The organism is Streptomyces omiyaensis (genome assembly GCF_014650895.1).
In the GTDB taxonomy this organism is placed as follows: Bacteria; Actinomycetota; Actinomycetes; order Streptomycetales; family Streptomycetaceae; genus Streptomyces; species Streptomyces omiyaensis.
In genome coordinates, this window is record NZ_BMVV01000002.1 from 388,534 (window position 1) to 408,315 (window position 19,782).

The 19,782-nt window shown below is 74.1% G+C and carries 18 protein-coding genes; 12 read left to right on the plus strand and 6 right to left on the minus strand.

Annotation, left to right across the window (positions count from 1 at the left end):
• The first annotated feature begins 3 nt into the window (after positions 1-3).
• Complete coding sequence (locus tag IE287_RS04660; RefSeq protein ID WP_189847578.1) at positions 4-234, plus strand: hypothetical protein; 231 nt, start codon at positions 4-6, stop codon at positions 232-234.
• 230 nt (positions 235-464) lie between these two features.
• Here IE287_RS04660 and IE287_RS04665 read toward each other — a convergent pair whose 3' ends face one another.
• Positions 465-971, minus strand: a complete 507-nt coding sequence (locus IE287_RS04665; RefSeq protein WP_189847579.1) for a MarR family winged helix-turn-helix transcriptional regulator — start codon at positions 969-971, stop codon at positions 465-467.
• Between the two features lie 138 nt (positions 972-1,109).
• Here IE287_RS04665 and IE287_RS04670 point away from each other — a divergent pair, with 138 nt between their 5' ends.
• Genes IE287_RS04670 through alc form a run of 4 tightly spaced genes read left to right on the plus strand, consistent with a single transcriptional unit; the run spans position 1,110 to position 5,302 of the window.
• The gene (locus tag IE287_RS04670) at positions 1,110-2,051 is read left to right on the plus strand and encodes an EamA family transporter (RefSeq protein ID WP_189847580.1); all 942 of its coding nucleotides are present in this window, start codon (positions 1,110-1,112) and stop codon (positions 2,049-2,051) included.
• Between the two features lie 5 nt (positions 2,052-2,056).
• Positions 2,057-3,196 carry a DMT family transporter gene (locus IE287_RS04675; protein WP_229883274.1) on the plus strand — a complete coding sequence of 380 codons (1,140 nt, stop codon included), beginning with the start codon at positions 2,057-2,059 and terminating at the stop codon, positions 3,194-3,196.
• Positions 3,193-4,119, plus strand: a complete 927-nt coding sequence (locus IE287_RS04680) for a LysR family transcriptional regulator (RefSeq protein WP_189847581.1) — start codon at positions 3,193-3,195, stop codon at positions 4,117-4,119. Before IE287_RS04675 ends, IE287_RS04680 begins: the two co-directional genes overlap by 4 nt.
• Positions 4,120-4,177: 58 nt before the next feature.
• Positions 4,178-5,302, plus strand: a complete 1,125-nt coding sequence (alc, locus tag IE287_RS04685) for an allantoicase (RefSeq protein ID WP_189847582.1) — start codon at positions 4,178-4,180, stop codon at positions 5,300-5,302.
• Between the two features lie 70 nt (positions 5,303-5,372).
• Here the strand turns inward: alc and pepN are convergent, their stop codons facing one another.
• Positions 5,373-7,955: an aminopeptidase N gene (pepN, locus tag IE287_RS04690; protein ID WP_189847583.1), complete on the minus strand. Its 2,583-nt coding sequence runs from the start codon at positions 7,953-7,955 to the stop codon at positions 5,373-5,375.
• Positions 7,956-8,093: 138 nt separating this feature from the next.
• The gene (locus IE287_RS04695; RefSeq protein ID WP_189847584.1) at positions 8,094-9,110 is read right to left on the minus strand and encodes an aspartate-semialdehyde dehydrogenase; all 1,017 of its coding nucleotides are present in this window, start codon (positions 9,108-9,110) and stop codon (positions 8,094-8,096) included.
• 175 nt (positions 9,111-9,285) lie between these two features.
• Between IE287_RS04695 and IE287_RS04700 the strand changes: the two genes are divergently transcribed.
• Positions 9,286-9,756 carry a sigma-70 family RNA polymerase sigma factor gene (locus tag IE287_RS04700; RefSeq protein ID WP_189847764.1) on the plus strand — a complete coding sequence of 157 codons (471 nt, stop codon included), beginning with the start codon at positions 9,286-9,288 and terminating at the stop codon, positions 9,754-9,756.
• A complete protein-coding gene (locus IE287_RS04705) occupies positions 9,757-10,458 on the plus strand; it encodes a hypothetical protein (RefSeq protein WP_189847585.1) in 702 nt (233 codons plus the stop codon).
• A gap of 54 nt (positions 10,459-10,512) precedes the next feature.
• Here IE287_RS04705 and IE287_RS04710 read toward each other — a convergent pair whose 3' ends face one another.
• The gene (locus tag IE287_RS04710) at positions 10,513-13,827 is read right to left on the minus strand and encodes a S8 family serine peptidase (RefSeq protein ID WP_189847586.1); all 3,315 of its coding nucleotides are present in this window, start codon (positions 13,825-13,827) and stop codon (positions 10,513-10,515) included.
• A gap of 194 nt (positions 13,828-14,021) precedes the next feature.
• Entirely contained in the window at positions 14,022-14,564 is a 543-nt protein-coding gene (locus IE287_RS04715; protein ID WP_189847587.1) for a CGNR zinc finger domain-containing protein, read from the minus strand.
• Between the two features lie 137 nt (positions 14,565-14,701).
• On the opposite strand from IE287_RS04715, the gene IE287_RS04720 reads away from it, so the two are divergent.
• The 5 genes from IE287_RS04720 (at position 14,702) to IE287_RS04740 (ending at position 18,648) form a co-directional block, all read left to right on the plus strand.
• Complete coding sequence (locus tag IE287_RS04720; RefSeq protein WP_189847588.1) at positions 14,702-15,157, plus strand: VOC family protein; 456 nt, start codon at positions 14,702-14,704, stop codon at positions 15,155-15,157.
• Between the two features lie 143 nt (positions 15,158-15,300).
• Positions 15,301-16,185, plus strand: coding sequence for a pyridoxamine 5'-phosphate oxidase family protein (locus IE287_RS04725; protein ID WP_189847589.1), 885 nt, complete (start codon positions 15,301-15,303; stop codon positions 16,183-16,185).
• A gap of 61 nt (positions 16,186-16,246) precedes the next feature.
• Positions 16,247-16,819 carry an HPP family protein gene (locus tag IE287_RS04730; protein ID WP_229883275.1) on the plus strand — a complete coding sequence of 191 codons (573 nt, stop codon included), beginning with the start codon at positions 16,247-16,249 and terminating at the stop codon, positions 16,817-16,819.
• Positions 16,820-16,905: 86 nt separating this feature from the next.
• A complete protein-coding gene (locus IE287_RS04735; protein WP_189847590.1) occupies positions 16,906-17,373 on the plus strand; it encodes an NUDIX hydrolase in 468 nt (155 codons plus the stop codon).
• A gap of 108 nt (positions 17,374-17,481) precedes the next feature.
• On the plus strand, positions 17,482-18,648 hold the full coding sequence (locus IE287_RS04740) for a serine hydrolase domain-containing protein (RefSeq protein ID WP_189847591.1): 1,167 nt from the start codon (positions 17,482-17,484) through the stop codon (positions 18,646-18,648).
• A 1-nt stretch (position 18,649) separates the two neighbouring features.
• Here IE287_RS04740 and IE287_RS04745 read toward each other — a convergent pair whose 3' ends face one another.
• Positions 18,650-19,657, minus strand: coding sequence for a hypothetical protein (locus IE287_RS04745; RefSeq protein WP_189847592.1), 1,008 nt, complete (start codon positions 19,655-19,657; stop codon positions 18,650-18,652).
• Positions 19,658-19,782: the final 125 nt, after the last annotated feature.

A 19,782-nucleotide genomic window follows, 5' to 3' on the forward strand; every position in this document is an offset into this window, starting at 1 on the left:
ACCGTGGACAAGAAGAACGCCCTGCGCGCCGGCGCCGTCGCGGCCGGTACGACGCTGATGATGCTGCTCATGTCGTCCCCCGCGCTCGCGCTGACCCGCGACGACGGTGACGACCCGGCCCCCAAGCTGGAGGTCATCGAGACCCTCGGCCTCTTCGTGGCGGCCCCGCTGGTGCTGTTCCTGGTCATCGTCGGCCTGGTGATGGTCCTCGACAAGTCCCGCAAGAAGGCCTGACCGCCTCCTCCGCCCGTTCCGGGGGCGCCGCACGGCCATCGAGGCCGTGCGGCGCCCCCGCGTTCTTCCGTCCGGCCGCGCGCCCGCGCCGCCGGGCCCGCGCGACGGCGTGGCGCCCCCGGGACCCCTCGGGCCCCCGGGGTCCGTCGGCGTCCCCGGAGCCCGTCGGCTTCCCCGGGTCCCCTGATGTTCCCCGGGTCTCCTGAGGCCCCGCAGACGCGCCGCCGGGCTCACGCGGTCGTCGCGAGCAGCTTCCGCAGCAGGCCGGCCAGTTGCTCCGCCTCCTCCTCGGTCAGCGCCGACTCCAGCGCCTCGCGCTGCTGTTCCAGGCCCGCGACGACCGCCTGGTCCACCAGCTCCCGGCCGCGCTCGGTGAGGGTGACGCGCAGTCCCCGCCGGTCGTGCGGGTCGGGGCTGCGGGTGAGCAGCCCGGCCTTCTCCAGCTTGTCCAGCCGGCCGGTCATCCCGCCGGTGGTGATCATCAGGGTGGCGGTCAGCTCGCGCGGCGAGAGCGTGTACGGCCTCCCGGACCTGCGCAGGGTCCCCAGCACGTCGAACTCCCCGAGCGCCATGCCGTGCGGCGCGTACGCCTTGTCCACCCGGCCGCGCATGGCGACGGCCAGCCGGTAGATCCTCCCGAAGACCTCCATGGGGAGCGTCTCCAGATCGGGGCGGACCACCGCCCACTGGTCGATGATCGCGTCGACGGGGTCGTGCGCCGGGGGCTGCGTCTTCATGGCCCCAGTCTTCCGCCCCTTCCCGCTCGATGGCAAAAAAGTAACTTGCAAGCAAGTAGCTTAGTGCTAAGTTAATTACCGCCAAGCCAGTCGTGCCCCGGTCCGCCGGAGCCGCACCGCTTCAGGGGGAGTCCTGCCGTGTCCCGTAAGGCCGCCGTCGTCGCGCTCACCGCCCTCGCCCCGATCTCCTGGGGCTCGACCTACTTCGTGACCACCGAGTTCCTGCCGCCCGACCGGCCCCTCTTCACCGGCCTCGTCCGGGCCCTCCCGGCCGGCCTCCTGCTCCTCGCGCTGACCCGCAAGCTCCCCCGGGGGGCCTGGTGGTGGAAGGCGGCGGTCCTGGGCGCGCTCAACATCGGCGCCTTCTTCCCCCTGCTCTTCCTCGCCGCCTACCGGCTGCCCGGCGGCGTCGCCGCCGTCGTCGGCTCCGTCGGCCCGCTCTTCGTCGTCGGTCTCGCCGCCCTCCTCCTCGCCGAGAAGCCCACCGCGCGCACCCTGCTCACCGCCGTCGCCGCCGCCTTCGGCGTCAGCCTCGTGGTCCTCCAGGCCGGTGCCGCCTTCGACGCGACCGGCGTGGGGGCCGGACTGCTCTCCTCCCTCTCGATGTCCGCCGGCATCGTCCTCACCAAGCGCTGGGGCCGCCCCGAGGGGGTCGGCGCCCTCGCCCTCACCGGCTGGCAGCTCACCGCGGGCGGCCTGGTCATCCTCCCCCTCGCCCTCCTGGCCGAGGGCGCCCCGCCGGCCCTCACCGGCACCCACCTCGCCGGCTACGCCTACCTCGCCCTGGGCAACACCGCGATCTCGTACTTCCTCTGGTTCCGCGGCATCGAGCGGCTGAGCGCCTCCTCGGCCACCCTCCTCGGCCCCCTCTCCCCGCTCACCGCCGCCGTCATCGGCTGGGCCGCGCTCGGCCAGGCGCTCGGCCCGGTCCAGGTGCTCGGCATGGCGATCGCCTTCGGCGCCACCCTCGTCGGCCAGCTCGCCCCGGCGAAGTCCGAGCCCGCCCTACCGTTCGCTTCTGCTGAAAGGAACCGTCAGGAAGTTTCGATGGACCTGGAGGTTTCGGCGGTGCGACGGTAGGCGGCATGCCCCTGACGACACCCCGCCACCCGACCCCGGCCCCCGCCCCCGACGGCCACCCGGCCCCCGCCCCCGACGGCCAACCGGCCGGGGCCCCCGACCCCGGCCACCCGACCCTGGCCCCCGCCCCCGACCGCCGTCCGGCCGGGCCCGCGGGCCCCCGCCTCCTCCCGGGACCGGCCCCCGTCAAGGGGGTCGGTCCCGGTCTGCTCCTCGCCCTCCTCGCCACCGTCGTCTGGTCCGGCAGCTTCGTCGCCACCCGTGACATGGCCGACTCCGTCCCGCCGGTCCAGGCCGTCTTCTGGCGCTGGACCATCGCCCTCCTCGCGGTCGCCCCCTTCGCCGTCCGCCCGTTCCTGCGGCAGCGCGCGGTCATCCGCCGCCACCTCGGATTCACGGCCCTCGCCTCGCTGTTCGGCGTCGCCCTCTACAACACCCTGGTCCACCAGGCGGGCCTGACCACCTCCGCCGGCAACATGGGCATGATCATGGCCGCCTCCCCGGTGCTCATGGCCGGCTACGCCCGGCTCGGCGGCGAACGCCTCGGCACCCGCCGCCTCCTGGGCATGACGGTCGCCGTCCTCGGCGTGCTGCTGCTCGTCGGCGAGGGATCCCTCGCGATCGACCTCGCCGCGGGCGACCTCTGGATGTTCGCGGCGGCCCTCTCCTTCGCCTCGTACAGCGCGCTCCTGAAGCGCAGGCCCGAGGGGATCGACGGACTCGCCTTCCTCTTCACGACCTTCGTGCTCGGCGCGCTCATGCTCGCCCCCGCCTACGCCGTCTCCCTCGCCGTCCAGGGAGGCTTCCCCGCCGTCCCCGCCACCGTCGGCCCCCTGCTCTACGTCGGCGTGCTCTCCTCCGCCGTCGCCTTCTTCGCCTGGAACAAGGCGATCTCCCTGATCGGCGCGGCCCGCGCCGGAGTCGTCTACCACCTCCAACCCGTCTGCGCCGCCCTGCTCTCGTACGCCCTCCTCGGCGAGGAGCTCGGCCCCACCGGCGGCGTCTGCATGGTCCTGATCCTCGGCGGAGTGGCGCTCGGCTCCGCGGCCGGAGGGCGGCCCGCCGCACGGGCCGGGGCCACGACGCCCCCCGAACCCCCGGCCCCGGCCGGCCGGCGGGAGGCCCCGGATACATTGCGCCCATGACCGAGTGGGACATCAAGAAGCTGCACATCCTGCGCACCCTGCGCGACCGGGGGACCGTCACCGCCACCGCGGAGACCCTGCTCATGACCCCCTCGGCCGTCTCCCAGCAGCTCACCAACCTCGCCAGGCAGCTCGGCGTGCCGCTCCTGGAGGCCCACGGGCGCCGCGTCCGCCTCACCGACGCCGCCCACCTCGTCCTGCGCCACGCCGAAGCGGTCTTCGCCCAGCTGGAGCGCGCCGACGCCGAACTCGACGGCTACCTGCGGGGCGAGGCCGGCCAGGTGCGGGTCGCGGCCTTCTCCACCTCCGTGCCCGCCCTCCTCGTCCCCGCCGTGCGCCGGCTCCGCACCGCCCACCCCGGGCTCGACGTCCGGATCAGGGAGGCCGAGGCGGGGGAGGCGTACGAACTGCTCGCCGCCGGCGAGGCGGACCTCGCGCTCTCGCTCGCCGCCCATGCCCCCACCGCGCGCGACCCCAAGTTCAGCCGCGTACCGCTGCTCGCCGACCCCCTCGACATCGCCCTGCCCGCCGGCCACCCGCTCGCCGACGCGCCCGGCCTGCGCCTCGCCGACCTGGCCGCCGAGCCCTGGATCTTCGGCGGCTCCGGCCCCTGGTCCGAGATCACCACCGCCGCCTGCGAGGCCGCCGGCTTCGTCCCCGAGCAGGCGCACAGCGCCTCCGGCTGGACCGCGATCCTCGCCATGGTCGAGGCCGGGCTCGGGATCGCGCTCGTCCCCCGGATGGCCGCCGCCGACCGCCGCGGCGGCTCCGGGGTCGTCATGCGGGTCCTCTCAGCCGACCAGCCGCGCCGCCACGTCGTCGCGGCGGTGCGGCGCGGCGCCGAGGAGGGCACGGCGGTCGCCCGGGTGCTCGCCGCCCTCCGCGAGACGGCCGCGGCCCGCGGGACCGTTCAGCGGAACTGAACGGCGTCGTCGAAAACATTCGATGGACCGCGGACCTCCGGCGCGCGAGAGTCGGAGCATGACCGGAACCGAGGACACCCAGGACCCGCACGCCAACGACGCCGCGCCCTACGGCGGAGGGGACCCCTACGCCGACTACCGCACCGGCGACTTCCCCTTCACCGAGCTGGTCGACCTCGCCGACCGCCGTCTCGGCGCCGGCGTCGTCGCCGCGAACGACGAGTTCTTCGCCGAGCGCGAGAACCTCCTCGTCCGCGAGCGGGCCGTCTTCGACCCGGAGCACTTCGGCCACAAGGGCAAGATCATGGACGGCTGGGAGACCCGCCGCCGCCGCGGCACCGACGCCGGGAACGTCTTCCCCGCCCCCGAGGACCACGACTGGGCGATCGTCCGCCTCGGCGCCCCCGGCGTCATCCGCGGCCTGATCGTCGACACCGCCCACTTCCGCGGCAACTACCCGCAGAGGGTCAGCGTCCAGGCCACCGCCGTCGAGGGCACCCCGAGCCCCGGGGAGCTGCTCGACGCGAAGTGGGAGGAGCTCGTCCCGCCCACCCCCGTCCGCGGCCACGCCGCCAACGGCTTCACCATCGACAGCGACCGCCGCTGGACCCACGTCCGCCTCTGCCAGCACCCGGACGGCGGCGTCGCCCGCCTCCGCGTCCACGGCGAGGTGCTCCCCGACCCCGAGTGGCTCGCCCTCCTCGGCACGATCGACCTGCTCTCCGTCCTCAACGGCGGGTCGTACGAGGACGCCTCCGACAAGTTCTACTCCTCGCCCACCCAGATCATCCTGCCGGGCACCTCCCGCAAGATGGACGACGGCTGGGAGAACCGCCGCCGCCGCGTGCGCGGCACCCACGACTGGGTCCGCTTCCGCCTCCCCGCCCAGGGCGCCGTCCGCGCCGTCGAGATCGACACCGCCTACCTCAAGGGCAACTCGGCCGGCTGGATCGCCCTCCAGGGCCGCAACGGCGAGTCCGGCGAGTGGTTCGAGATCGTCCCGCGCACCCGCCTCCAGCCCGACACCCTGCACCGCTTCAGGCTCCCCGCGCAGGCGGTCGTCACCCACGTGCGCCTCGACGCCTTCCCCGACGGCGGCGTCGCCCGCATGCGCCTGCACGGCTCCCTGACCGAGGAGGGCGCCGCCGACCTGCGCGCCCGCTTCGACCGCGCGAGCCGGTAGGCCCGGACACGGCGAAGGGGCGCCTCCGTGGGGGAGGGCGCCCCTTCACCGCTCGGCAGGATGCCGCCGCCTACCGCCGCGCGGCCGCCGCGTCCGCCGCGCGGGCCTTCAGCGCCCGCTCGACGCCCGCCCGCGACTCCGTCACCAGGCGCCGCAGCGCCGGCACCGGGTCGTTGGCCGCGATCCACGCGTCCGTCGCGTCCAGCGTCTCCCGGGAGACCTGGAGCGTCGGGTAGAGGCCGACCACGATCTGCTGGACGATCTCGTGGCTGCGGGTCTCCGACACGCGCTTGATCGACCCGAAGTACTTCTCCGTGTACGGGGCCAGCAGCTCGCGCTGGTCGGGCTGGACGAAGCCGCCGATCACCGCCTCCTGCACCGCGTTGGCCAGCTTGTCGTCCTCGACGACCGCCGCCCAGGCCTCCGCCTTCGCCGCCTCGGTCGGGCGCGCCGCCCGGGCCGTCGCCGCGTGGCGCTCGCCGGCCGCCGTGCGGTCCCGCTCCAGCTCGGCCGCGATCTCCGGCTCGTCGAAGACGCCGGTCGCGGCGAGCCGCTGCACGAACGCCCAGCGCAGCTCGGTGTCGACGGCCAGGCCCTCGATCGTCTCGCGGCCCTCCAGGAGCGCGGCGAGCAGGTCGAGCTGCTGCGGCGTCCGGGCGGCCGCGGCGAAGGCCCGCGCCCACGCCAGCTGGTGGTCGCTCGCCGGCTCGGCCGCCTTGAGGTGGGTCAGCGCCGCCTCGGTCCAGCGGGTCAGGCCCGCGTCCCGCCACTCCGGAGCCGCGTACAGCTCCAGGGCGGCCTTCACCTGGCCCTGGAGCGACTGCACCACGCCGATGTCCGACTCCTTGGTGATGCCCGACAGCACCAGCTCCAGGTAGTCGCGGGTGGCCAGCTCGCCGTCCCGGGTCATGTCCCAGACGGAGGACCAGCACAGCGCCCGCGGCAGCGACTCGGCGAAGTCGCCGAGGTGCGCGGTGACGTTCTGCAGCGACACCTCGTCGAGACGGACCTTGGCGTACGACAGGTCGTCGTCGTTCAGCAGGACGACCGCCGGGCGGGACTTGCCCACCAGCGCCGGCACCTCGGTCAGCCCGGCCGCCTCGATGTCCAGCTCCAGGCGCTCGGTGCGGACCAGCTTGCCGTCCGCGTCGAGGTCGTAGAAGCCGATCGCGATGCGGTGCGGACGGAGCACGGCCTCGCCCTTGGCGCCGGCGGGCAGCGCCGGGGCCTCCTGGCGCACCGCGAAGGCGGTGATCGAGCCGTTCTCGTCGGTCTCGATCTCCGGGCGCAGGACGTTGATGCCGGCCGTCTCCAGCCACGCCTTCGACCAGGTCTTCAGGTCGCGGCCGGAGGTCTCCTCCAGCGCGCCGAGCAGGTCGCTCAGACGGGTGTTGCCGAAGGCGTGGCGCTGGAAGTACGCCTGCACGCCCTTGAAGAACTCGTCCTGGCCGACGTAGGCGACGAGCTGCTTGAGGACCGAGGCGCCCTTGGCGTACGTGATGCCGTCGAAGTTGACGAGTACGTCCTCCAGGTCGTTGATCTCGGCCATGATCGGGTGCGTCGACGGCAGCTGGTCCTGGCGGTAGGCCCAGGTCTTCTCCGCGTTGGCGAAGGTCGTCCAGGCGTGCGGCCAGCGGGTGCCCTCGACGGAGGCCTGGCAGGCGACCGAGGTGTAGGTGGCGAACGACTCGTTCAGCCACAGGTCGTTCCACCACTCCATGGTCACGAGGTCGCCGAACCACATGTGGGCCAGCTCGTGGAGGATGGTCTCGGCGCGGCGCTCGTAGGCCGCGTCCGTCACCTTCGAGCGGAAGACGTACTGGTCACGGATGGTGACCGCGCCCGCGTTCTCCATCGCGCCCGCGTTGAACTCCGGCACGAACAGCTGGTCGTACTTGGCGAACGGGTAGGCGTACGCGAACTTCTCCTGGAACCAGCCGAAGCCCTGGCGGGTCACGTCGAAGATGTGGTCCGCGTCCAGGAACTCCGCCAGCGACGGACGGCAGTAGATGCCCAGCGGCACGACCTGCCCGTCCGGGCCCTCGTACGTCGAGTGCACCGCGTGGTACGGGCCGACGATCAGGGCGGTGATGTACGAGGAGATCCGCGGGGTCGGCTCGAAGACCCACACCCCGTCCTTCGGCTCCGGGGTGGGCGAGTTGGAGACGACGCTCCAGCCCTCTGGCGCCTTCACCGTGAACTGGAAGGTCGCCTTGAGGTCCGGCTGCTCGAAGGAGGCGAAGACCCGGCGCGCGTCCGGCACCTCGAACTGCGTGTACAGGTACGCCTGGCCGTCGACCGGGTCGACGAAGCGGTGCAGACCCTCACCGGTGTTCGTGTACGCGCAGTCCGCGACCACGCGGAGCTCGTTGCGGCCCTGCTTCAGGTGGGGCAGCGCGATCCGCGCGTCGCGGAAGACGGCGGCCACGTCCAGCGAGTGCCCGTTCAGCACGGCCTCGTGGACGGCGGGGGCGACGAGGTCGATGAAGCTCTCGACGCCTCCCTCGGCGGAATCGAAGCGGACGGTGGTGACGGACCGGTAGGTGCCGCCCTCCTGCGCGCCGGTGAGGTCCAGTTCGACCTCGTACGCGTCCACGGTCAGCAGCGCCGCCCGCTGCTGTGCCTCTTCACGGGTCAGGTTCGTACCAGGCACCCGGTCAACTCCTCGGTTTCGTGACGTTTGGGCCATCTTTCCACGGGCCGCTCGGCCCGCGCATCGGACATTTCCCAGGGCGAACACGGCGGGGGGCGGCCGTCCCGCGGACGGCCGCCCCCCGGAGGAGGATCGGGCTCAGCCCCGGAGCTCGGCCGCCACCAGCTCCGCGATCTGCACCGCGTTCAGCGCGGCGCCCTTGCGGAGGTTGTCGTTGGAGAGGAAGAGCGCGAGGCCGTTCTCCACGGTCTCGTCGACGCGGATGCGGCCCACGTACGAGGCGTCCTTGCCGGCCGCCTGGAGCGGGGTCGGGATCTCGGACAGCTCGACGCCCTCGGCGTCCTTCAGCAGCTCGTAGGCGCGCTCGACGCCGATCGGGCGCTCGAAGCGGACGTTCACCTGGAGCGAGTGGCCGGAGAAGACCGGGACGCGGACGCAGGTGCCGGAGACCTTGAGCTCCGGGATCTCCAGGATCTTGCGGGACTCGTGGCGGAGCTTCTGCTCCTCGTCGGTCTCGAAGGAGCCGTCGTCCACGATCGAGCCGGCCAGCGGGACCACGTTGAACGCGATCGGGCGCCGGTAGACGGCGGGCTCCGGGAACTCGACGGCGTCGCCGTCGAAGGCCAGCTGGTCGGCCTGCTCGGCCACGGCGCACGCCTGGGTGCGCAGCTCGGCGACGCCGGCCACGCCCGAGCCGGAGACGGCCTGGTAGGTGGTGGCGATCAGCGCGGTGAGGCCGGCCTCCTGGTGGAGCGGCTTGAGGACCGGCATGGCGGCCATCGTGGTGCAGTTCGGGTTGGCGATGATGCCCTTGGGGCGGTCCTTGACCGCGTGCGGGTTGACCTCGGAGACGACGAGGGGGACCTCGGGGTCGCGGCGCCAGGCGGAGGAGTTGTCGATGACGACGGCGCCCTGGGAGGCGACCTTCTCGGCGAGGGCCTTGGAGGTGGCGCCGCCGGCGGAGAAGAGCACGATGTCCAGGCCGGTGTAGTCGGCGGTCGAGGCGTCCTCGACGGTGACGCCGTCCACGACCGTGCCGGCGGACCGGGCGGAGGCGAAGAGCCGCAGCTCGTCGACCGGGAAGTTCCGCTCGGCCAGGATCTTGCGCATGACTGTGCCGACCTGACCGGTGGCTCCGACGATTCCGACCTTCACGGTGACTCCTCCGTACGTGTGTGCAGGGTGCTGCCGCTCCCCATGATGCGTGCCGCCTGCCGCTTCTTGTCCAATCCATTGTCCGAGGGGCGGGACGCGGTCCGGTGGACGAACGTTCCGGGCCGGTCGTGCGTCGTAGGGGCGACACGGACCGGGAGGAGGCGGGGTGGAGCAGATGGACGCGGCGCTCGTGGACCGGGTGCGGGCGGTCCTGGCGCTGGGCGGGGTGCCGTACGCGGAGCTCCAGGACGGCGTGCAGCAGGTGGGGCTGCGCCTCCTGGAGGCCCGGGCGAAGGGGGATCCGCCGCGCTCCCCGGCCGCCTGGTGCGCGGTGGTCGCCACCCGGGTGGCCGCCGACTGGCACCGGGCCCGGCGCCGCGAGGAGCGCCTCGGCGAGCGGCTCACCGCGCTGCCGGCCCCGGTGGGCGGCGGCGAGGAGGCCCGCCTCCTCGCGCTGACCGTCGCGGACGGCCTGGAGGAGCTGCCGGAGAAGCAGCGGCAGGTCCTGGTGCTCCGCTTCTACGCGGACCTGCCGGTGGCCCGGATCGCCGAGGAGCTGGGAGTCCCCGAGGGGACCGTCAAGAGCAGGCTGCACGCCGCCGTCCGCGCGATGCGGCAGCGGCTCCGCACGGACGAGGTGGTGTGAGTGGGCGAGGACACGAGGGACCCGCTGGCCCGGGCCCTGTTCCCGGAGGACGGACCGCCGGGCGCCGGCGACGACCCCGAGGTCGCCCGCGCCCTCGCGGACGTGGCCCTGATCCGCGAGCAGCTGGGCACCCTCGCCGCGGCGCTCACGGCGGAGCCCGTACGGCCGGCTCCCCCGGTACGGCCGCGGCGGCGCGGCCGGATCGTCGCCTGGGCGCTCGCGGCCTGTGCGGCCCTGGGCGTGCTCGGCACGGGCGGGGCCTGGCTGGCCGCCCGTCCGGGGGCGCTCGGCCCCGGCGCCGTCGACGGCGGTGCCGGGGCCAAGCTCACCCCGGCCGGGTTGGTGGCCTGCGCCACGGACGTCGCGGAGGGCGAGGTGGTGCGGGCCGAGCCGCTGGCGGACGGGGAGTTCCGGGTGGTGCTGCGGGTGGAGCGCCGGTACAAGCCGGCCGGGCCGGACTCCGGGGAGCTGGCCTTCCGGGGGTTCGCGGCGGAGGCGTCGTCCTACCGGCCCGGCACGCGGATGCTGGTGGTCGTCCCGCGCTCCGCCGGTGAGGGGGTGCTCACCTTCCGGCAGGACATGGAGCCGCCCGGCGAGCTCGGCGAGGACGTCGGGCCGGTCCGCGACGAGCTGGAGTACGGCCGGAAGTGGCTGGCGAAGGCCCTGCCGGACGCCGGTGGCGGCTGCCCCGGCCGCGGCTGAACGCGAAGGGGCGGACACCCTCACGGGTGCCCGCCCCTCGTACCGCACGGGGTGTTACGGGGTGACGCCGCCGATCAGGACGCTGCCGGTGCCCGCGACGGTGCCGCGCGCGTTGACCAGCCGGACCTCGCCGAAGAACTGGCGTCCCTCGGGGGCCGGACCGCCGACGACGACCTCGGCCGGGACCTTGGCGCTCGCGCCGTTGGCCAGCGGGTAGGTCTTCGTCTCGTCGACCTTCACGGTGCCGAGCGCCGAGGAGAAGTAGACGTCCTTGTAGTCGTAGGTCGTGCCGCCCTCGGCGTGGACCGCGTAGCCGTCGATGACGACGGTGTACGTGCCGGCCTTCGGCTTGACGAGGGAGACGGCCTCCTCCGAGTCGCCGTCGGCCGACGAGGCGACCTTGACGCCGTCGAGGAGCACGGTCAGGTCGAGGTCGGCGGCCTTGTCGGAGGTGTTGCCGATCGCGATGTCGAGCCGCTCGACGCCCTCACCGACGGTGACGGTCTTCGTCTGCTGCTCGTGGTGCTGGATGGTCGGGGTCTCGACCTTGGCCGAGCCCAGCGAGCCGCCCTCCAGCTTGCCGTCGATGCCGGCGAACTTGTTGGTGACGGTCCACTCGACGGCGGACGGGGTGCCGACCTTCGCCTCGGCGACCGTCTGGACGGCCGGGTCGAAGGAGGCGCCGAGCACGGAGACGTTCAGCTTGTACGGGTTGTTCAGGTCCGGCGAGGTGCGGCGCGCCTCGACCTCGATCTCCCAGACGCCGGCCTGCGGGTTGGCGTAGGAGCGGAGGTCGGGACGGCAGGTGTTCGCCGGGTTGTAGTGCGGGTAGCACATGGTGGTCGCGGTCGGGTCGACCGGGACGCCGTACGGGTGGATGGAGATGAACCGGGTCTGGCTCTTCTCCTTCAGACCGCCGATGGCGACCTCCAGGGAGGTGGCGCCCTTCGGCACGGTCACGAAGTACGACGTGTGGCTGTTGCGCTGGACCGAGCCGGAGGCGGAGAAGCCGTAGCCGGGGGCGACCAGGTCGCTCGCGACGACCGAGGTGGCGAGGATCTGCTTGTCGACGCCCTCGGTGCGCTCGTCGTCGGCCTCCAGGATCACGCTGTGCACGCCGGCGGTCTTCGGGCGGGCCTCCAGCCTGACGGTGACCGGGGTGTTCAGCGGGAGGCGGACCTCGTCGTCGCCGAGGATCCGGAAGGTGCCGTCGTTGTACTTGAGGTCCAGCTCGTGCCAGAGCGCGCGGTCCGGGCCGCTGGTGCGGGTGACGGTGACGTCGTAGACCTTCTTCTGGCCGACCTTGAGGCCGCCCTCGCGGTCGTACACGCCGGTGCCGGTGTGCGGGGCCGGGAAGATCACGGTGTCGACCGGGGCCTCGACCTTGTAGGAGTGGGCGGTGGCCCCGTCCTTGATCGAGTCCCAGGCCTCGTCGACGTCGATGAGGCCGGCGCCCTGCTCGTGGGCCGCGACACCGGGGATCCGCTGGGCGGTCGAGGTGAGGGCGGTGCGGAGGGTCAGCGGCGACAGCTCGATGCCGCGCTGCTTGGCGGCGGAGAGCAGCAGCGCGCTCGCGCCCGCGACCTGCGGGGACGACATCGAGGTGCCGTTGAGCATGCCGTAGCCGGCGGGGAGCGCGTAGCCGGACTCGGGGACGCCGGCGCCGGCCTGCCAGGTCGGGATGGTGTTGACGGCCGAACCCGGGCCGGTGATCAGCGGGGTGGCGCCGCCGTCCTCGCGCGGGCCGCGCGAGGAGAACGGGAACATGGCGTACTTCTTCTCGACGGCCGAGCCGTAGTTGGCGGCCCAGGTCGACTGGGAGACCGCCGCGCCGACCGAGAGGACCTTGTCGGCCAGGCCGGGGTCGCCGATCGTGTTGGTGCCCGGACCGGAGTTGCCGGCCGAGATCACCAGCTGCACGCCGTACTCGTCGATGAGACGGGTGTAGAGGCGGGCGCGGACGTTGTCGCCGTCGTTCAGCGCGGGCAGGCCGCCGATCGACATGTTGACGATGTCGACGCCGCGGTTGACGACGAGGTCGACCATGCCCTCGGTGAGGGCGGTGTTGGTGCAGCCGCCGTCCCAGGTGCAGGCGCGCGAGGAGACGATCTTCGCGCCGGGGGCGGCGCCGTTCATCTTCCCGCCGAAGAGGCCCTTGGCGGCGGTGATGCCGGCGACGTGGGTGCCGTGCGAGGACTCGACGACGCCGATGTTGACGAAGTCGCGCTTCTGGCCGACCCAGGGGCCGCCGTACGGGTCCATCGGGACGTCCTTGCGGATCTCCACGACGAAGGGGGTGCGCTCGACGACGTCCGTGGCCGGGTTGTCGGTGCCGAAGTAGCCGACGCCGTACCCGTCCTTGAACGGCTTCATCGGCTCGTTGTCCGTGAAGTCGTTGTCCTGGTCGGTGTCGACGCGGACGGTGCCCGCGACGGGGTCGTACAACAGGCCGAAGACGTCGGTGGTGTCGCCGTCGCGGTTGATGTCACCGGCCGGGTCGCCGCCCGCGGTGACGGACTCGCTGAAGCGGCTCCACTGGTAGGCGCCCGCGGGGGCCTTCCAGGACTGCGAGCCGGCGGTGAAGACCGGGCCCCCGACCGGGGTGACCTGGGCGCGCCAGGTGCCGTCGGAGTCGACGATCGGGTCGGTGGAGGTCACCCAGTCGACGATCTTGCGCTCGCCGGTGGTGGTCTTCTGCAGGGCCGGGTGGGCCAGGTCGACGCCCGAGTCGAGGATGCCGATGGTCACGCCGCGCCCGTCGGCGCGCGGGTGGTCCTCGACGAACTCGACCGCGCCCGTCTCGTGCGACGGGTTGTACGGGTTCTTCGCCGGGGTGTACTTCGACGGCGCCGGGTAGGTCCGGGTCACCGTGGTGCCCTCGACGGCGCCGGTGACACCGGCGTCGGGGCGGGGGTCGTCCAGCTGGATCTCGGCCTGGAGGTCCACGGACTGGACGGACGAGAGCTTCGTGGCGGCCTTGATCGCGGCGTCGGCCTTGCCGGTCGGCAGCGTCGCGCGGACGTAGCCGAGCTCGTCGTTGCGGTTGCCGACCGAGCCGCCGGGGACGGCGTCGAGCTGGCCGGCGACCTGCTCGGTCGCGCCCGGGGCGGTGGCGACCAGGATGGTGACGTGCGGCTCGCCGGCGGCCTCCGCCTCGGCGAGGCGCTGCGCGTCGGTGGCGCCGAGCTTGTCGGCGGGCTCCGCGGCCTTCACCGGGGGAGTCGCCACCGGGTCGTCGGCGGCGAGGACCGGGGCGGCACCGGCCGCGACGAGCGCGGTCACCAGACCGGCGGCGGCGGCGATCCGGGCCGCTCGTCGGGTCCCGGTGGAGCGCCCGGGTATGGAGCTCTGCGTTTCGGGGGTGGTCATTTACATCCCTGTTGTGAAAGGAGAGGGTCCGGAATCCGGTACCGGATGACCGCTCAGCCTTTCGCAAATGGCAGGGCTTTGTGGAGAGTTCGCGGAGGGCAGGTTGTGTCCGTGGCGTACATCCGCCATCGCGCACCTTCCGCCACAGAAGACGAATCGCCCTCAAGGAGGGCGATTCGGCCGGTGTTCGGGGATCACTGATCCTTGGCGCGGGCGTAATGCCGGGACGCCTTCGCCCGGTTGCCGCAGGTCGCCATCGAGTGCCAGCGGCGGGTGCCGTTCCGCGAGGTGTCGAGGAAGTGCAGGATGCACGCCTCGTGCGCGCAGGTCCTGATCCGGTCGGGCGCGGTGCGCAGCAGGTCGAGGTGGCCGCGGGCGGCCGTCCAGGCCGGCCCCCACGCCGGATCGGCGAATTCGGCCCGCTCGCCGGGGCCTTCGGCGGTGAGCACGGGGCGGATCCGGCCGTGCTCCAGGACGGCGTCGAGCCGCGCGGCCGCGTCCGGGTCGCCGGGCCGGTCGACCAGGGCCTTCAGGGCCTCGCGGGCGGTCCGGGTGTGGCGGAGCGTCGCCTCGTCGGCGGCGAAGCGCCCGTCGAGCCCGTTGGCCGCGAGCCAGACCGCCAGTCCGCCGGTGTCGGTGAGCAGGTCCTGGCGTTCGCCCTCGCGCATCCAGCGGGTGTTGAGCAGATCCAGCGAGAGGGGCTCGCCGGTCAGGGGCCGCGGATCGGTGACGGGCATGGCGGGCGTCCTCCTCGATCCCCCGGGCGATCTAACCCCTCAAGCGTACGTGACAGGTTGCATCCCGGAAGTTCTAACCCTTAAAGTCGCAATAGAAGGTTAGCCCGAAGGGGGCGACCGACGACGAGGGGACCGTCATGTCCGCGATCGGCACGCTGAACACGGCGCACATCGGCATCAACGTCACCGACCTGGACCGCTCGCTCCGCTTCTACGGGGAGGCGCTGGGCTTCGAGGTGATCGGCTCCGGCGACGCCGACGGGCGCCGCCACGCCTTCCTCGGCCGGGGCGGCAGCCTCGTGCTCACCCTGTGGCAGCAGGCCGAGGGCGGTTACGACGCGGCCCGGGCCGGCCTGCACCACCTGGCCTTCGAGGCCGAGTCCATCGAGAAGGTCCGCGAGGCCGAGGCGCGCCTCAAGGCGCTCGGCGTCCCCTTCGCCCACGACGGCGTCGTCGCCCACCGCGAGGGCGCGGCCTCCGGCGGCATCTTCTTCCACGACCCGGACGGCACCCGCCTGGAGATCTCCGTCCCGCAGGGTGCCGAGGGGGCCCCGGCCCCCCACGCCACCGCCCCGACCTGCGGCTTCTTCTAGCCGGCGCCCCGCCGGGCCGCGCACCCCCGCCGGCCGCACACCCCCACCGGCCGCGCACTCCCGCCGGGCCGCGCACCCCCGCCGGCCGCACACCCCCACCGACCGCGCACCCCCGCCCCGAGCCCGCACCCAGGAGGTCCGTCATGAGCGGCACCGCGTACCACCACGGATCCGTAGCCGTACAAGAGCGCCTCGGCCTGCGGGACGCTGCCGCCCACATCGCCCCGAGCATCCGCCCCGGCATCCGTCCGGTCGCCGCCGCCTTCCTGGAGCTCCAGCCCATGCTGGTCCTCGGCGCGGCGGCCCCCGACGGGCGCGTCTGGGCGAGCCTGCTCACCGGTGACCCCGGCTTCGCCCGGGCGGCCGGCCCGCACACGGTCTCGGTGGCGGGCGGGGTCCGGGCCGGCGACCCGCTGGCGGAGGCCCTGACCGAGGGGACCCCCGTCGGCACGATCGCCCTCGACCCCCGCACCCGCCGCCGCATGCGTCTCAACGGCACCGTCCGCCCCAGCGCGCGGGGCGTGCTGATCGACGCCGAGCAGGTCTTCGCCAACTGCCCCAAGTACCTCCAGAAGCGCGAGCTGTACGGCTCCGGTCCCGCCGCCCCGGACGGGCCGCCCGCCCGCCGGGGCGAGGCCCTCGCCGAGGACCAGCTCGCCGCCGTCCGCGCGGCCGACACCTTCTTCGTCGCCACCACGGGGCCGGACGGCGCCGACGCCAGCCACCGGGGCGGCAACCCCGGCTTCGTCCGCGCCGAGGACCCCCGCACGCTGGAGTGGCGGGACTACCCGGGCAATGCGATGTTCCTCACGCTCGGCAACCTGGAGGCGGACGGCAGGGCGGGGCTCCTCTTCCTGGACTGGGAGAACGGCACGACCCTCCAGCTCAGCGGCCGGGCGCAAACGGTATACCGTTTGGAGGAGCGGTTCGTCCGCTTCCGGGTCGACAGCGTCGTCGAGACCCCGGCCGCCGGCCCCCTGCGCTGGTCCGCGCCCGAGTACTCCCCGGCCAACCCGACCACCCCCTGAGCCCCTCCCGCCCTCCCCGCCGCCCGCACGCGGACTCCCGATCCACGATCCCGAGGAACCCGTGACCACCACCGCCCAGGCTCCCGAGGCCACCGTGCCCGCGCCGTCCGCGCCCGTCCCCGCGCCGTCCGTCCCCGCCCCCGCGTCCGCCCCCGTCCGCCCCGGTCCGCCGCCCCGGCCCCGCGCCCTGGCGGTCCTCGCCGCCACCGGCGCCAGCACCGCGGCGCTGCTCCTGCTCGTCGCCCTCGGCACCGTCCTGCACCACCCGCTGCTCATCCCGCCGCTCGCCGCGAGCATGGCGCTGGTCGCCGCCTCCCCCGACCTGCCGCTCTCCCAGCCCCGCTCGGTCGTCGGCGGCCAGCTCCTCTCCGCCCTCACCGGCTTCGCCGTCCTCGCGGTCGCCGGCCCCGGCCTGTGGAGCGCCGCCGTCGCCGGCGGACTCGCCCTCGGCGTGATGACGCTCGCCCGCGCCCCGCACTCCCCGGCGGCCGCCACCGCGGTCATCGTCGCCCTCGGCTCCCCGCCGTTCTGGACCTTCACCGGGCTGCTGCTGCTCTCCTGCGCGCTGCTCGTCGCCGTCGGCCTCCTCGCGGCCCGCGTCCGCCGCCGCACCTACCCCGTGTACTGGTTCTAGCCATCTCCCGGGGCGGTGTCGTGCCGATCGGGCCGGAGGCCGCGAGCCCGGCCCGATCGGCACGCCACCGCCTTACCCTGCTCCGCATGAAGCAGGAGCTGCGGGTGGCGGCCTACGCCGTAGTCGTCCGGGACCACGAGGTGCTGCTCGCCCGCTGGGTCGCCAGGGACGGCACCAAGCGGTGGACCCTGCCCGGCGGGGGCATGGACCACGGGGAGGAACCCCTCGCGACCGTCGTCCGCGAGGTCGCCGAGGAGACCGGGTACGCGGTGGAGCCCACCGCCCTCCTCGGCGTCGACTCGATCCTGCGCGGCCGGGTCTCCCGGCTCGGCGCGCCGGGCTCCTTCCAGGGGCTGCGGATCGTCTACGAGGCCCGGATCACCGGCGGCGCCCTGCGCCACGAGACCGGCGGCTCCACCGACCTCGCGGCCTGGCACCCGCTGGACGCCGTGCCCGCGCTGCCCCGGGTCGGGCTCGTCGACATCGGGCTCGACCTGTGGCGGGAGCGGCCCCCCGCGGGCCGCTCCCGGCTCGCGGATCCGGCGAACGGCTGAGGAAAGGCCGAAAAGGGCTCAACCGGTACGCGACCGCTCAACCCCTCCGCCCCGCTCCCGGTCCTCCCCGCCGACCGCAGTACCGGACCAGGGACACAGGGGACCCACATGACCACCGCCCGCACCGCCCGCACCGCCCGCACCGTCGTCGCCGCGGCCCTCGCCGCCGGCCTCACCGTCACCGCGCTCGCCGCCCCCGCCCTCGCCGCGGCCCCCGCCCCCGCCCCCGCGAAGACCGGCCACGCCGCCACCCAGGCGGCGCTCCGGGCCGCCGTCGACGCCGGGGTCCCCGGCGCGGTCGCCCAGGCCCGGGTGGACGGCCGCTCCTGGACCGGCACCGCGGGCGAGCGCGGCGGCGACGACCGCTACCGCGTCGGCTCCATCACCAAGACCTTCGCCGCCACCGTCCTCCTCCAGCTCCAGGCCGAGGGCCGGATCGACCTCGACGACCCGGTCGAGAAGTGGCTCCCCGGCCTCGTCCGCGGCAACGGCCACGACGGGCGGAAGATCACCGTCCGCCAGCTCCTCAACCACACCAGCGGCGTCTACAGCTACACCGAGGACCCCGCCTTCCAGGAGAAGGTCTTCGGCCCCGGCTTCCTGGAGCACCGCTACGACACCTGGAAGCCGCGCGAGCTCGTCGCCGTCGCCACGGGGCACGCCCCCGACTTCGCCCCCGGCACCTCCTGGAAGTACTCCAACACCAACTTCGTCCTCGCCGGACTCGTCATCGAGAAGGTCACCGGCCGCCCCTACGGCAAGGCCGTCGAGAACCGGATCGTCAAGCCGCTCAAGCTCCGCGCCACCAGCGTCCCCGGCACCCGGACGACCGTCCCGCAGCCCAGCAGCCGCGCCTACTCCACCCTCGTCCCCGACGCCGGCGCCCCCGTCCACGACGTCACCGAGCTCAACCCCTCCCTCGCCCACGCCGCCGGCGAGATGATCTCCGACTCGGCCGACCTCCAGACCTTCTACCGCGCCCTCCTCAAGGGCCGGCTCCTCCCGAAGGCCGAGATGCGCGAACTGACCGCGACCGTGCCGGTCTCCCCCCAGTACCCCGACTTCCGCTACGGCCTCGGGATCTCCTGGCAGAAGCTGAGCTGCGGCACCGAGGTCTGGGGCCACGGCGGCGGCATCCACGGCTCCGTCTCGGAGGCGTACACCACCCGCGACGGCCGGCACTCCCTCGCCGCCAACATCAACGCCGACTGGACCGGCGACACCCAGGCCGTCGTCGAGGCCGAGTTCTGCGGGACCCTCCCGGCGAAGAAGTAGCTCACCGGGGCAGGACGACGACATAGGCGGCGGGCTGCCGCTCCGACGCGGCCATCAGCGCCGTGCGGACCACGGTGGCCTGCTGCTCCATCGCCTCCCGCAGCTTGCGGGGGGTCAGGTGGACGACCGTGATGCCCAGTCGCTCCAGGTGTTCCCGCTTGCGGGTGTACTCCGACCACAGCGCGTCCTCGTCCTGCCGGGGCGCCCGGGTGTCCAGCTCCACCGCCACCGCCTGGTCCGGCCAGTAGGCGTCCACGCCGCCCAGGTGCGGGCCGCCGGGGAGCCGCAGGTCCACGTTCCACACCGGGTCCGGCAGCGCGAAGTCCCGCACCATCTCGTACAGCCGCTCCTCCGACAGCGCCCGCCCCTCGGTCAGGAGCGAGTCCACCACGTCCACCACGTGCGGCCGGGTCAGCAGCCGCGCCCGGCTCAACTCCCTGACCAGCGCCGGAGGTTCGCAGTGGCCGCCGCGGACGGCCTCGGTCAGCAGCCGGCGGACGGCCTCGGCGTCGTGCAGCCCCGAGACGGCGTCGACGACCGCCCGCGCCACCGGCGCGACCGGCAGCCCGTCCAGCTCCACCGGCTCCGGCGACTCCGGAGCCCGCACCACCCGCACGAAACCGGTCGAGCGCAGCCGCCGGGTCCGCCCCACGAGGACGTCGATCCGCTCCGCGGCGGCCGGCGCGGGAGCGGAGGAGAAGCCGTGCAGGGCGAGCGCGGCGAGACCGGTGAGCATCGCGCCCGGTCCGCACAGCGGCGCCTCGCCGTCCCGGCGGGCGTAGAGCAGCGCGGCCCGCAGCCGGTCGTCACCGGTCGGGGCGGAGGGGTGGAGCAGGAAGACGCCCGGCAGCAGCTGCTGCCAGTCGCCGCCGGCCGCGGCCCGGCCGGCGACCTCCGCGGCGGGCACGCCCATGGCCCGCAACTGGCCGGTGGAGGCGAGGCGTTGCGTGAGGCCCGTGGTGGCGGAGAGGGGGCGGGGGCGGGGGGTGATGGGGGTGTTGTGGTTCATGCCGGGGGTCTTCCGCTCCCCGGACCGGTCCTAACGGCCTGTTACAAGCTGGTGGCCGAACCCGGACAAGGCGGGGCTAAAGTACGCACGTTCGACTGCCGAGGAGGGGGCCCGCGACGGCGGGC

Coding starts and splice junctions, on each gene's coding strand:
- IE287_RS04745 (WP_189847592.1), bottom strand. CDS start 19,657: ATGAACCACAACACCCCCATCACCCCCCGCCCCCGCCCCCTCTCCGCC.
- IE287_RS04700 (WP_189847764.1), top strand. CDS start 9,286: ATGGACGCGGCGCTCGTGGACCGGGTGCGGGCGGTCCTGGCGCTGGGC.
- IE287_RS04725 (WP_189847589.1), top strand. CDS start 15,301: ATGAGCGGCACCGCGTACCACCACGGATCCGTAGCCGTACAAGAGCGC.
- IE287_RS04665 (WP_189847579.1), bottom strand. CDS start 971: ATGAAGACGCAGCCCCCGGCGCACGACCCCGTCGACGCGATCATCGAC.
- IE287_RS04715 (WP_189847587.1), bottom strand. CDS start 14,564: ATGCCCGTCACCGATCCGCGGCCCCTGACCGGCGAGCCCCTCTCGCTG.
- IE287_RS04740 (WP_189847591.1), top strand. CDS start 17,482: ATGACCACCGCCCGCACCGCCCGCACCGCCCGCACCGTCGTCGCCGCG.
- IE287_RS04675 (WP_229883274.1), top strand. CDS start 2,057: ATGCCCCTGACGACACCCCGCCACCCGACCCCGGCCCCCGCCCCCGAC.
- IE287_RS04735 (WP_189847590.1), top strand. CDS start 16,906: ATGAAGCAGGAGCTGCGGGTGGCGGCCTACGCCGTAGTCGTCCGGGAC.
- IE287_RS04680 (WP_189847581.1), top strand. CDS start 3,193: ATGACCGAGTGGGACATCAAGAAGCTGCACATCCTGCGCACCCTGCGC.
- alc (WP_189847582.1), top strand. CDS start 4,178: ATGACCGGAACCGAGGACACCCAGGACCCGCACGCCAACGACGCCGCG.
- IE287_RS04710 (WP_189847586.1), bottom strand. CDS start 13,827: ATGACCACCCCCGAAACGCAGAGCTCCATACCCGGGCGCTCCACCGGG.
- IE287_RS04720 (WP_189847588.1), top strand. CDS start 14,702: ATGTCCGCGATCGGCACGCTGAACACGGCGCACATCGGCATCAACGTC.